Raw genomic sequence first — 12,268 nt, forward strand, 5'->3', positions numbered from 1 at the left:
CCGTTCAATGACCGGTATGTCACTGTCGTTCCGCCTGCTCGGCGATCTGGAGGTCTGGAGCGCCGATCGGCGGCTCGGCGTCACGGCCCGGATGCGCCGCGCGCTGCTCGCCCTACTGCTCGTGGACGCCGGCCGGGCCGTCCCCGCGGACGTCCTGGTGGAGCGGCTGTGGGGCGACCATATGCCGTCCGCGCCCTTCGGAACGCTCCAGGCGTACGTCGCCCAGCTTCGCCAGACGCTGGAGCCGGAACGCAAACCCCGCGTCGCCCCGGCCGTCCTGCTGACCCGGGGCACCGGATATCTCCTCGACGTCGCCCCGGAACAGATCGACGCACTCGCCTTCGAGGCTCTGGTGGCCGCGGGCGAGCTGGAGCGGGCGTTCACCCTGTGGCGGGGTGAACCGCTCGCCGAGTTCACCGACTTCGCGTGGGCCGTGCCGTACCGGACCAGGCTGATGGAGATCTACGAGGCCGCGACGGAGGACCGGGTCGAGGCGTGGCTGACGGACGGGCGGCACGAGACCGCCGTGGCCGAGCTGGAGAGCATGATCGTGCGCCAGCCGCTGCGCGAGCGCCGCTGGGCCCAGCTCGTACGGGCGCTCTACGCGGGCGGGCGGCAGGCCGACGCGCTCACGGCCTACCGCAGGTGCCGTGCGCTGCTCGCGGAGGAGCTCGGCATCGAACCAGGGCCGGAGCTGCGCCGCCTGGAGGTGGCGGTGCTCAACCAGGACGCCTCGCTGCTCGCGAGCCACGGGGCCACCGTCTCCCCCGCGTCCGCCGCGCCCGCCGCCGTCCCCGTGGTCCGGCCGGACGAGCTGATCGGCAGAGAGCGGGAGCTGGCCGTGCTGCGCGACCGCGTGGACGGCGTCAGGTCCACCGGGGGCTGCCTGCTGCTGGCGGGCGAGGCGGGCATCGGCAAGACGACCCTGGCGGAGGCGGCCCGCCGCTTCGCCGCCGCGTCGGGGATCGCGACCACCTGGGTGCGCTGCGTCGACGCGACCAGCGCCCCCGCGTACTGGCCGTGGGCGCAGGTCCTGCGCGACCTCGGCGGCCCGGCCGCGCGGACGGCGCTCGACGTGATCACGGGGGAGCGCCCGCTACCGGGTGGCGACCGCTTCCAGGTTTACGAGGCGGTCCTGACCGCGCTCGCCGCCGTGGCCGAGCACCGGTTGGTGGTGCTGGAGGACGCGCACGGAGCGGACGCGTCGTCACTGGAGCTGCTCCGGCTGATCGCGGGTGACCTCGCCCGGCTGCCGCTGCTGTTCGTGGTGACCACGAGGGACGCCACCGGTCTCGCCGCTCCCGCCGTCGAACGGCTGACCGTGGGAAGCCTGCCCGAGGAGGCGTGCGCCCGATACGTCGAACGTGTCCTCCCCGGCGAGCCGGAGCTGGCCTCGGAACTGGCCAGGCGCAGCGGCGGCAACCCGTTCTTCCTCGGCGAGCTGGTGTCCCTGCTGCGCGGCGGCGGCACCGTGAGCGGGGTACCGGAAGGCGTGCGCGACGTGATCGCGCAGCGGGTCGCCGCGCTGCCGGACCGGACCCGCGAGGCGCTCACGCTCGCTGCGGTGGCGGGCGAGGCACTCGATCCTGCCGTACTCGCCCAGGCCGCCCGGATGACGGGCGAGGAACTGCTGGTGGCGCTCGAACCCGCGCTCGGCGCCGGGCTTCTGGTGGAGGACGCCGACTCCTGGGGGTACCGCTTCCGCCACGGCCTGATCAGAGACGCTCTCTACGACTCTCTCGGCAGGGTCAGGCGCGGCGGTCTGCACGCGCGGATCGCGGGCGCGCTCGAAGCCACCGGCGCGGGCGTCACCGCGTTGTCGCTGCACTACCTCGCCGCCGGGCCGCTCGGCGACCCGGAGAAGGCCGTCCGGTACGCCAGGGCGGCCGCCGCGCTCGCCGTACGGCAGACGGCCTGGTCGGAGGCGGTCGGCCACCTGCGGGACGCGGCGGGCGTCCTCATCGGGAGCGCGGAGCTGCCAATGCGCTGCGACGTGCTCGTCGATCTGGGACGGGCGCTGCGGGACGCGGGCGAGCACGCCAAGGCGCACGACGCCATCGAGGAGGCCGTCGCACTCGCCACCGCCCTCGACGACCCCGACCGGGTGATCGCGGCCGCCACGGCCTTCGGCGGGGTCACCACGTGGGGCAGCCGCGAGTACGGAGATCATGATCCCGCCGTGGTGGGGTTCCTGGAGAGCCAGCTCGACGCGGCGGCCGGGGACGACGCGGCCAGGGTTCGGATCCTCGCGACGCTCGGCCTGGAGATGCGCTACAGCAGCCGGCTCGCCGACGGCGCCGCCTACGCCGAGCGGGCGCTCGATCTGGCCAGGCGGCGGGGCGATCCCGAGTTGCTCGCGCTGGCGTTCAACGCCTATCTGCACTCGTGCCACGGGCCGTCCCATTTCGGCAGGACGGCCGGCGTGACGATCGAGGCGATCGGCCTGGCCACCCGTCGCGGCGCCGTCCGGGACGAGTTCGCGTTCCGGTTGCAGCGGGTCAGCGAGGTGGCCAGGGCCGGGGACCTCGCCGGGCTCGACGCGCAACTGGCCCGCTGCCGCGATCTCGCCGCCGAACTGCGTTCCCCCGAGCTGAGCGGTCAGTTGCGGCTCGCGGAGGCGGCCGTGGCCCTCATGTCCGGGCACTGCGACGACGCTGAGACGCTCCGCGAGGAGGGACTGCGGATGATCGGCCTGACCGGAGCGCCCGGCCTCACCTGGTCGAGACTGGCCATGGAGATCGCCATCGCACGAGTCCGGGGGACGCTGGCCGCGATGTCCGGTTCCCTGCTGGGAATGGCGGAAAGCCTGCCGTGGAGCTTTCCCATCAGCCGCCCGGCGGCGGTGCTCGCGCTCGCCGAGTCGGGGCGGGAGGGCGAGGCACGCGGTCTCGCCGCCCGATGGTTCGCCCCGCCCCCGGAGGACTGGACGTGGATGTTCCCCATGGGGCTGTGGGCCTCGGTGTCGGCCCGGATCGGCGTCCCGGACCCTGCTCCGCTCTACGAGCGGCTGCTCCCCCACGCGGAGGAGATCGCCGTCGCCGGGGCGGGGCTCGACTGCGGCGGCTCCGTCCACGGCCTGCTCGCCGGGCTCGCCGCGGCGATGGAGAACCGGGACGCGGCCCGTGACCACGCCCGGCGCGCGGTCGAGACAGAGGAACGCCTCGGCATGGTCGCGTGGTCGCCGCGCAGCCGGTGCTACCTGGGTTAGCGCTTTCACCGCGTTCTGTCATCAGATGCCGGTGACAAGCGACTCGATGTTCATCGAGACCGAGATGGCGGCCGCCACCTCCGCGCGCGTCGGGGTGCCGGGCGCGCCTCCACCTGGTCTCTCTCCGGCCACGCGGCTCCCCGCGACCCGATCGCTGATCGGGCCGCGGGGAGGGACCGGCTCAGGTCCGCGAGTGGCGGCGCCGGCACCTGAGGGTTGGCCGGCATCTGGGGGTTGGTCGGCCAGGTGCCGTCTCGTATCTGTCTGTGGACGTCGGGGCCGGTGAAGAAGAGGCTGTGATCCCTGCCTCTTCTCCAGCGGCCCCGTCCGTCCTCTGGGACGCACCGGCGCCGAGGCGATGTCGCGTGCCTACGTGGCGGTCGTCACGCTTCCGACCAGTGGCAGCTCACGCGCTCGCCGTCCGGGAAAGTACCCCAGCAGTTGAGCCTGGGACTCGGACAGGGCCTACCGCCGCCCCCTGCCGCCGTGCTCGTGGGAGCCGTGCTCGCGGAAGCCGCGCTCGTGGGAGCCGCGCTCGTGGAAGCGGTGCTCACGGAAGCCGCGCTCGTGGAAGCGGTGCTCACGGAAGCCGCGCTCGTGGAAGCGGTGCTCCGCGATGAAGTGCCTGCGGAGCCTCGGCCGCTCGGCGATCCCGCGCTCGACGAAGTGCCGGCGAAGCATCGGCCGCTCCACGAAGTGCCGACGGAGCGCCGGACGCTCCACGAAGTGCCGGCGAAGCACCGGACGCTCCACGAAGTGCCGGCGAAGCACCGGACGCTCCACGAAGTGCCGGCGAAGCACCGGACGCTCCACGAAGTGCCGGCGAAGCACCGGACGCTCCACGAAGTGCCGGCGAAGCACCGGACGCTCCACGAAGTGCCGGCGAAGCACCGGACGCTGGACGAAGTGCCGGCGCTCCACGAACGCCCGACGCATCCGCGGATGCTCGACGAAGTGCCGGCGAAGCATCGGACGCTCCACGAAGTGCCGGCGGAGCGCCGGACGCTGGACGAACGCCCGCCGCTCCACGAACGCCCGACGCATCCGCGGATGCTCGACGATCCGCCGCTCTACGAAGTGCCGACGGAGCGCCGGACGCTCCACGAAGTGCCGGCGAAGCACCGGACGCTGGACGAAGTGCCGGCGCTCCACGAACGCCCGACGCATCCGCGGATGCTCGACGAAGTGCCGGCGAAGCATCGGACGCTCCACGAAGTGCCGGCGAAGCACCGGACGCTGGACGAACGCCCGCCGCTCCACGAACGCCCGACGCATCCGCGGATGCTCGACGATCCGCCGCTCTACGAAGTGCCGACGGAGCGCCGGACGCTCCACGAAGTGCCGGCGAAGCACCGGACGCTGGACGAAGTGCCGGCGCTCCACGAACGCCCGACGCATCCGCGGATGCTCGACGAAGTGCCGGCGAAGCACCGGACGCTCCACGAAGTGCCGGCGAAGCACCGGACGCTGGACGAACGCCCGCCGCTCCACGAACGCCCGACGCATCCGCGGATGCTTGGCGACGCGGACTTCCTTGACGTACGTCCTGCGGAACCTCGGCTTCTCGACGTAGAGGCGCTCCTGGACGAGCACCCTGCGGACCCGCGTCTGACGATGACGGCAGGTCTCGCAGCCCTTTCCTGACCAGCAGCCGACTGCGGAACTCGTGACGTTCGACGCGGCGATCGCAGAGGGGGTGACGGCCGCGTTCGCGGGCTGGGAGGAGATGATCATCGGAACGGAGAGGGCAGAAGCCACCATTACGCCGGTGGCGAGAGCTTGTCTGAGCATGAAGATCACTCCGTGTGGTGGTGATGGTTCCACGCTCCCGCTCATACGCGGGGCTGTGTCTCACGTGACACCGGGCCTGCTGGATGCTCGGCCTGGTCTCAGTCACTACTGATTGACGGAGCGTCGAATCGGTCTTCCGGGAAGACGCCGAAACGGCGTATTGACCTGTCCTCACGGTAGAGGGCACCACGCCGAGCCGGACACCCGTAATAGGCAAAGGGCTCGATTGGGGCTGATTACCTCTGTTCGTAAACAGAATTCGGGGCTCCGGCACATCGGCACGGTTCCGCACCGTTCTGAACGGGGCGATCACGTCGCCCATGTACTGATAACCACCTGTCTCACCAAATGTTCTCATCCATGCGGCTCAAAATGATCAACCGGAGCTATGCAGGCCGATCTGGAAAGTCCTGCGCGGGTGGCCCCTGCGGTGGGCACGCCGGCCGGAGTGGGACGAGGACACGGGAAACGGCGCGGCACAGGCGGCAGCAGTTCCCAGGCACCACGCGATCGTGGTCGGCGCGCGCCCCTCGGGGAGCTCACCGGGTCATGCCATCGGTCGCCCATGCCGTTCGCGACGGACCGCGACCCGCTTCGCCGGGGCGAAAAAGACTCAGGGACGATCAGCGTTACGACACAGGAAAGTCTCGCCTGTGAAAAAGCGCATCGGCGAAGCTCGATTCACCTTTCACCGCAGGGCTCCGGTGTAGTCGCGGTTTGATGCTTGATGTCCGGATCTTGGCAGGTAGTTCTGGAGAAACATGCGAAAGGGCACAGCCTTCGCGATCATGAGGTTGTCGAATCATCGATCGTGAGAGAAGACCGTGCCCGCCCCCACATGATCCCCGATCTTCTGTGGATGACCAACATCGCCCAGGCCAACCGCCGTCATGCTCACGACCCCGGACGCTGTCTCGCCACTCTCGGAATCACGTCCACGCACATTTCATCGGGTCCAAGGGGACGAATGGAGCGCGTCCCCTCCGGAAGCGGTCCGGAACCCGTGGCCGTGGTGGGAGCCGTCCTCGCCCAGCCTGGCAGCGGCGCTGTCGGCGGCGGGCCGTTTCTCGTGCAGCGCGGCCGCGTCCCCGGCGACCGTGAACCCGCCCACGTCCTGCACGACAAGGGGGGTTCGGCGCTGGGCGACTTCTCGCTGCGCTCGATCCATCCATGCGCCCCGGCACCGTGAAGAACAAGGCCCTGTCAACGCGCGTCACACGCGATGACTACCGCCGCAGTGAGCCCGGGCGAGATTTCCGGCGCGGCCGCGGGCTTAATGAGGGCGCGAGCCTCTGACGCTCGGGTGCGCCGCTACGGCTGTGACGTGGAGGCGATCGGCGGCGCCTTCACCGGCTTGGGGTACCAGCCGACGTAGGTGAGCCAGATGCCGATCAGGGCTAGCAGGCCGAAGAAGACGCGCGCGAGAGTCAGCAAGGTGGGGTCGAGCGTGGCGGTCTCGGCGATGTCTTGCACCGCTGAGGTGGTGGCGACCAGCCCGACGCCGCGCAGCAGCACGAACCAGCCGAACACGGAGATGGCGATCGCGGCGGGGCCGCGCCAGTTCCGGTGTCCGCCAATGATCACCAACCCTCCTCCGACCATGACCGCTCCAAGGATCCACGCGATCGCCGGATTTGCGAACAGGCCGTCGATAAGTCCCGTGGCCGTCGGTAAGCGGATCGCGAGGATCGTGGTGAAGATGGCGATGTAGGGGCCGATCACCCGAGCGAACGCCCGGGTCCGCAGATGGGCATCAAGGTCCATGGCTGACATGGAAGAGTCTCCATTCACAAACCGCTGGTCGGTTTATGAAAAAGCTACGCTGACGGTCATAGCCTGTCAACGGACGTCCGCGAGGTGGAGTAGCGCATGGCCCGTCGAGTCAAACCGGAGGAGTACGCGGCTCGACGTGCTCAGATTCTCGCGACCGCTCTTGAGCTGATCTGGGAGAAGGGCTACCAGGAGATGACCATCTCCGATGTGCTGACGACCCTCAGCATCTCCAAAGGCGCCTTCTACCACTACTTCGACTCCAAACGAGCCCTTCTTGACGGCATCGTGGAGATGTTCGCGGCAGACTTCAGCACCGCCGCCCAGCACGCCGTGTCGGACCCGGCGCTCGACGCGATGGCCAAGCTGCGCACCTACCTGCTCTCCGCCCTCGACTGGAAGGCGGAGCGCAGCAGCGAACTCGCGGCGATCGCGCGCATGTGGCGGCACGAGGACAACGCGGTGCTCAAGCAGCGCATCAGCCAAGCATCCGTGCGGATTCAGAGTCCGCTGCTGGCCGCGATCATCCGGCAAGGATGTGCGGAGGCAGTGTTCGACGTCACTCACCCCGACGAGGCGGCCCTCATCATCGCCGGCATGGGGCTGCAACTCGGCGACGCTCTCATCGACGCGTTCACCGAACCCGCGGACCACACCTCTCTGGAGGACCACCGCGCCGTACTCGTCGAAGCTCACCTTGAGGCCCTCGAGCGCATCCTCGGAGCCACGCCGCGAGCACTGACCGTCCTCTCGCCTCAGATCGCAGGTACGTCATTCCCGAGCTGACGAGTGAACGGTGTGATCATTCCTGGAGTGGTTGCCTGTGTCAGGGGTCCCAGAAATAGCCGTCCCGAAAATGCGTTTACGGGACGGTTCCACGGCGCCGGAGTCGTCTCCGCGGATTCCCAGTTCAGACGATTTTGATCCATGCCCTGGCCGGGATCGTGGGCGGGGTCGGCTTCTTGCGGAACCGGCCTGGGTTGGCCGCATAGGCGGCCTCCAGGGTGACGGCACGCTGCTCGCGGATCTCAGCTTGATCTTTAACCTGTGCGTTGTTGCCGCGCGGTCATGCTGAAGCGCTCCGGCTTCGGTGGAGGCTCGTTCAATCAGCGGAGCTGAAGCGGCTGCGGCGAGAGAACACCGAGCTGCGCCGGGCGAATGAGATCCTGAAGGTTGCCTCGGCTTTCTTCACGGCCGAGCTCGACCGGCCACACACGCACTCGTGACCTTCCTCGACGAACACCGCGAGCTGTTCGGTGTCGAGCCGATCTGTCGTGTGCTGACCGAGCACGACCTGTCGATCTCGCCCAGCACCTACTACGCCGCCAAGACCCGGCCGGCCTCGGCACGGGCGATCCGCGATGCCGAGCTGGACGAGCACATCCAGCGGATCCACACCGCCAACTACGGCGTCTACGGCGTCCGCAAGGTCTGGCGGCAACTGATGCGCGAGGGCCACCAGGTTGCCCGGTGCACGATGGAGCGGCGGATGCGTGCCCTGGGCCTGCAAGGGGCCCGCCGCGGCAAGAAGATCCGCACCACCACCTCCGACCCTGGACATCAGCGGGCCGCCGACCTGGTGAAACGGGACTTCACCGCATCTGGGCCCAATGCCGTGTGGGTCGCGGACTTCACCTACGTTCCCGCCTGGTGCGGCATCGTCTACGTCGCCTTCGTCGTGGACGTGTACTCCCGGGCGATCGTCGGCTGGTCAGCCTCGATGTCCCAAGCGCACCACACTGGTGCTGGATGCCCTGGACATGGCGTTGTGGCGGCGCGACCGCTAGGCACGACCGGTCTGAGGCCGTGTGCCCAGGCGGTCACGGCGTGCTGAGCGCCTCGGTAGGCGACATGCGGGCCGCGCGGACCGCCGGATAGAACCCGGCGATGCCGCCGATCAGCAAGGTCGCGATCATCGCCCCGGCCGTCGCCCACGCCGGGACGACCGTCCGCCAGCCCTGATACGCGGCGTACCCGGCGGTCACCCCGATGCCGAGTAGTACGCCGCCCGCGCCGCCGAGCGCGGACAGCAGCTGGGACTCGGCGACGAACTGCAGCCGGATCTGGCCCCGTGTCGCGCCCAGCGAACGGCGCAGCCCGATCTCTGCGCGCCGCTCCAGCACGGAGATGACCATCGTGTTGGCCACCCCGACCCCGCCGACGAGCAGCGCCACGCCGCCCAGGCCGAGCAGCAGCGCGCCGAGCGTCGCGTCGGTGGCCTGCTTGGCCGCGAGCGCGTCGGAGGGGCGGGACACCTGCACCTCGGTGGAGTGCTCCGGGTTGGCGGTGGCGGCCAGGACGGCCCGCACATCGAGCACGTGCCGCTCCTCGGCTCGGGTGTAGACGGTCGTCGGATACCCGTCGAAGCCGAGCCGTTCCCGCGCCACTGGCCAGCCGACGAGCGCGGAGGTGTCCAGTTCGGGCGCGAGCGGCGCCAGGCCGAGCACGCCGACAACGGTGAACCAGCGGCCGCCGAGCCAGACCCGCTGGTCCGGTTCGGCCCGGGTGACGCCGAGCCGGTCGGCGGCCTTGGCCCCGAGCACCACCGCGGGGTAGCGGTGGGTGACCTCGTTCAACCAGGTTCCGCTGACCACCGCGGCGCCGGCGTCGCGCAGGAGGTTCAGCCGGGCCGCCTGCACCGAGATGCCACCCGACTCGCCCGGGGGCACGCGGTCGTTCCGGTACACCTTGGCCTGGGTCATGCCGGTGGCCGTCACCGACGTGACCGTGCCGATCCGCCCGATCATCCGCTCCGCCTCGGCCGGCAGGTGCGATGCCTTTCCGAACAGGTCCTGGCCGGGAGAGACCGTGAGCAGGTTGGTGCCGAGCGCGGCGAGTCGCCGGTCCAGATCCTCCCGGCTGGAGGCGGAGATGCCGACCACTCCGAGCATCGCGGCGATGCCGATCGCGATGCCCAGCGCGGAGAGGAACACCCGCAACGGCCGGGACCGCAGCCCTGCCCCGCCCACCCTGATCACGTCGCCCGGACTCAGCCGGGCGGGGACGAGCGCCGCCGGGTCCGTCAGCATGCCGGCGTCCGTTCCCTCAGGTCGCGCAGCACGCGCCCGTCCAGCATCTCGACCCGCCGGGGCAGGCCCGCGGCGATGTCGCGATCGTGCGTGATGACCACGACGGTCGTGCCGCCGCGGTGGAACTCGCGGAGCAGATCCATCACCCCCGTGCCCGACCTGGAGTCGAGATTGCCGGTCGGCTCGTCCGCCAGCAGCAGCGACGGGTGGCCGACGATCGCGCGGGCGATGGCCACGCGCTGCCGTTCCCCGCCGGACAGCTCGTGCGGCCGATGCTGGAGGCGGTGGCCGAGGCCGACCCGCTCCAGCGCCTCCGTCGCCCGGACACGCCGCCGCCGCGCCGGCACGCCGGAGTAGACCAATCCGTCGGCCACGCTGTCCAGCACCGGAACGCCCGGGGTGAGATGGAACTGCTGGAACACGAAACCGATCGCGGCGGCGCGCAGCGCCGACAGCCGCCGATCGTTGAGCTTCGCCACATCGTGGCCTCCGACGCGGACGATGCCGCCGGAGGGCCGGTCCAGGGTGCCGATCATGTTCAGCATGGTCGACTTGCCGGACCCCGACCGGCCGACGATGGCGACCAGCTCGCCGTACCCGATCTCCAGGGTGACGTCGCGCAGCGCGGTGACCTCGCCGCCATAGCGCTTGGTGACGCTGGTGAGCTGGACGATCATGTCGGCACCACCACCGTGGTGCCCTCGTCAATCCCGGTGATCTCGACCTTCCCGTCGGCGAACATGCCCGTGCGCACCGGCACGGAACGGGTTACCGCGCCTTGCACGACCTCCACGCCGTACCCGCCGCCGGGCAGCGCGATCAGCGCGTTGACCGGTACGGCGAGCACGTTCTCGCGCTGCTCGGCGACGACGGCGACCTTCACCGGCGCCGTGTCGAACACGCGGAGCTTTCCGCGCGCACGCCGTTCGCGGACGGAGACGACCACCTCGACGGTGATGACCGTCTCGCCCTGCTCGGTGCTTTCGTTTGCGACCTTGCCGATGCCGGTCACCACACCGGGCACGGTCGCGCCGCCCGGCAGTTTCACAGTCGCCTTCATGCCCTTCTTCACCAAGTGCCGGTCGGCCGCGTCCAGCGGGACGGTGACCCGTTTCGTCGTGCCGGTGTACGCGAGCACGTGCCCCGGCGCGGAGCCGCCGAGCGTGGTTTTCAGCTCGGCGACCCGGATCGGACCGGGATGCACGAAGACGTCACCGGGCTCCACCCGGCCGGTCACCGGGACGCCGATGTTCCGCTGCCATCGCCGCACCGCCTCACGGGTGGCCCAGGTGAACTCCTCGTCCACGGTGATGCCGCGATATCCGAGCTTGGCGAGGTTCCGCTCCAGCAGCTCGACGTCCCGGCCCTTCACTCCCGTGCGCAGCGTGCGATAGAGGGGCATGTCACCGTACAGCAGCGGCACCTGGTCGGCGTTCACGCTGTAGACCGCGCGGCCCCGCCTGACCATCGCGCCGGGCGAGGGCAGCCAGGTGATCGTGCCCGACCGGCCGGCGGCCGTCAGCGTCTCCCGCGACCCATAGCCGAGAGTGCCGTCCACGCTCGTCGTCTCGGTCAGCGTCGTACGGATGACCTGGGCGGTCGCCGGAGGAGGCCGCCGGGGCGCGGCGGTTTCGGTGTCGCCTCCGAGGCTGACCGCGGCGGCGACCATCGCGGGAATGAGCACGGCGCAGCCCGCCATCAGTGCCGCCCGGCCCCGCCTGCGCCGCCGCGGTGGTCCCGCCCTCTCCGGGGGCGTCGTCTCGAGGGTCATCGTCTCCGAGGTCATCCCAGGAGCCCGCCGGCCTTGTCGCGGCAGGCCTCCTCGGCCTTCTTGTACGCGGGATCGTCCGGCCGCACCTTCATGCCGGGCCCGCCGACCGCGTACTGGCCGCCGCCCTGAAAGACCGGATCGGGCATGTCGACGCCGTTGTCCCGCATGCACTTGGCGTACGCGCGCAGCTGGTCCTTCTGCTCGGGGGACAGGTCGCCCCCGCCGCCGTTCCCGCCGCCACTGTTTCCGCCACCGGATCCGAGGATGGTGCCGCAGGCCGCCTCGGCCTTCTCCATGGTCGCCCGGTCGATGCCCCGGTCATCGGTCTGGATGGAGCCGTCGGGTCCCGGGTCCGGCATGTCGACGCCGTTGTCCCGCATGCACTTGGCGTACGTCCTGAGCCGTTCCTGCGGATCGAGCGAGGCGGCGGCCCGGGAGGCGGCCGCGGCGGCCTTGGAGGAGGACTCCGGAGTCTGTCCGCATCCGGCGGCGAGCGCGAGCAGCACCACCGCCAAGAGTGTCTTTCGCATGGACCGAAGCGTGTCGGCCGCCGATTGGAGCGAGCCCGGAACAACCTCGGAGCCACCTCAAGATCTCGTACACCGGTTCCGTACGCCCGGGTCCGCGCGTGCTCATGGGTTCACGGAGCTCAAGTGCGCCGCGCGGCTTCGGGGTCTCTTCGCGATCTCGGATCTCACC

At 70.4% G+C, this 12,268-nt stretch carries 9 protein-coding genes and 1 pseudogene; 4 read left to right on the plus strand and 6 right to left on the minus strand.

What is annotated here, in order from left to right; all coding sequences use genetic code 11:
* Positions 1–16: 16 nt before the first annotated feature.
* Entirely contained in the window at positions 17–3,208 is a 3,192-nt protein-coding gene (locus IMZ11_RS04755; protein ID WP_228637858.1) for an AfsR/SARP family transcriptional regulator, read from the plus strand.
* Positions 3,209–3,673: 465 nt separating this feature from the next.
* Here IMZ11_RS04755 and IMZ11_RS04760 read toward each other — a convergent pair whose 3' ends face one another.
* A complete protein-coding gene (locus tag IMZ11_RS04760) occupies positions 3,674–4,999 on the minus strand; it encodes a hypothetical protein (protein WP_228637860.1) in 1,326 nt (441 codons plus the stop codon).
* 967 nt (positions 5,000–5,966) lie between these two features.
* Between IMZ11_RS04760 and IMZ11_RS04765 the strand changes: the two genes are divergently transcribed.
* On the plus strand, positions 5,967–6,188 hold the full coding sequence (locus IMZ11_RS04765; RefSeq protein ID WP_228637862.1) for a hypothetical protein: 222 nt from the start codon (positions 5,967–5,969) through the stop codon (positions 6,186–6,188).
* Between the two features lie 122 nt (positions 6,189–6,310).
* Here IMZ11_RS04765 and IMZ11_RS04770 read toward each other — a convergent pair whose 3' ends face one another.
* On the minus strand, positions 6,311–6,721 hold the full coding sequence (locus IMZ11_RS04770) for a hypothetical protein (RefSeq protein ID WP_228637864.1): 411 nt from the start codon (positions 6,719–6,721) through the stop codon (positions 6,311–6,313).
* 147 nt (positions 6,722–6,868) lie between these two features.
* On the opposite strand from IMZ11_RS04770, the gene IMZ11_RS04775 reads away from it, so the two are divergent.
* Together IMZ11_RS04775 and IMZ11_RS04780 are read left to right on the plus strand one after the other, a co-directional pair.
* Positions 6,869–7,555 carry a TetR/AcrR family transcriptional regulator gene (locus IMZ11_RS04775; protein WP_228637866.1) on the plus strand — a complete coding sequence of 229 codons (687 nt, stop codon included), beginning with the start codon at positions 6,869–6,871 and terminating at the stop codon, positions 7,553–7,555.
* Between the two features lie 329 nt (positions 7,556–7,884).
* Positions 7,885–8,547: pseudogene (locus tag IMZ11_RS04780) on the plus strand (IS3 family transposase); the annotation flags it as partial.
* Positions 8,548–8,589: 42 nt separating this feature from the next.
* On the opposite strand, the gene IMZ11_RS04785 reads toward IMZ11_RS04780, so the two are convergent.
* From IMZ11_RS04785 to IMZ11_RS04800, 4 genes are read right to left on the minus strand one after another with little or no spacing between them, the layout of a single operon-like run.
* A complete protein-coding gene (locus IMZ11_RS04785; protein WP_228637868.1) occupies positions 8,590–9,798 on the minus strand; it encodes an ABC transporter permease in 1,209 nt (402 codons plus the stop codon).
* Positions 9,792–10,475, minus strand: coding sequence for an ABC transporter ATP-binding protein (locus IMZ11_RS04790; protein ID WP_228637870.1), 684 nt, complete (start codon positions 10,473–10,475; stop codon positions 9,792–9,794). Before IMZ11_RS04790 ends, IMZ11_RS04785 begins: the two co-directional genes overlap by 7 nt.
* On the minus strand, positions 10,472–11,569 hold the full coding sequence (locus IMZ11_RS04795) for a peptidoglycan-binding domain-containing protein (RefSeq protein WP_228637872.1): 1,098 nt from the start codon (positions 11,567–11,569) through the stop codon (positions 10,472–10,474). Before IMZ11_RS04795 ends, IMZ11_RS04790 begins: the two co-directional genes overlap by 4 nt.
* A gap of 11 nt (positions 11,570–11,580) precedes the next feature.
* Positions 11,581–12,099, minus strand: a complete 519-nt coding sequence (locus tag IMZ11_RS04800) for a hypothetical protein (RefSeq protein ID WP_228637874.1) — start codon at positions 12,097–12,099, stop codon at positions 11,581–11,583.
* Between the last annotated feature and the right edge of the window lie 169 nt (positions 12,100–12,268).

This window comes from Microtetraspora sp. AC03309, from assembly GCF_020826795.1.
Lineage (GTDB): Bacteria > Actinomycetota > Actinomycetes > Streptosporangiales > Streptosporangiaceae > Microtetraspora > Microtetraspora glauca.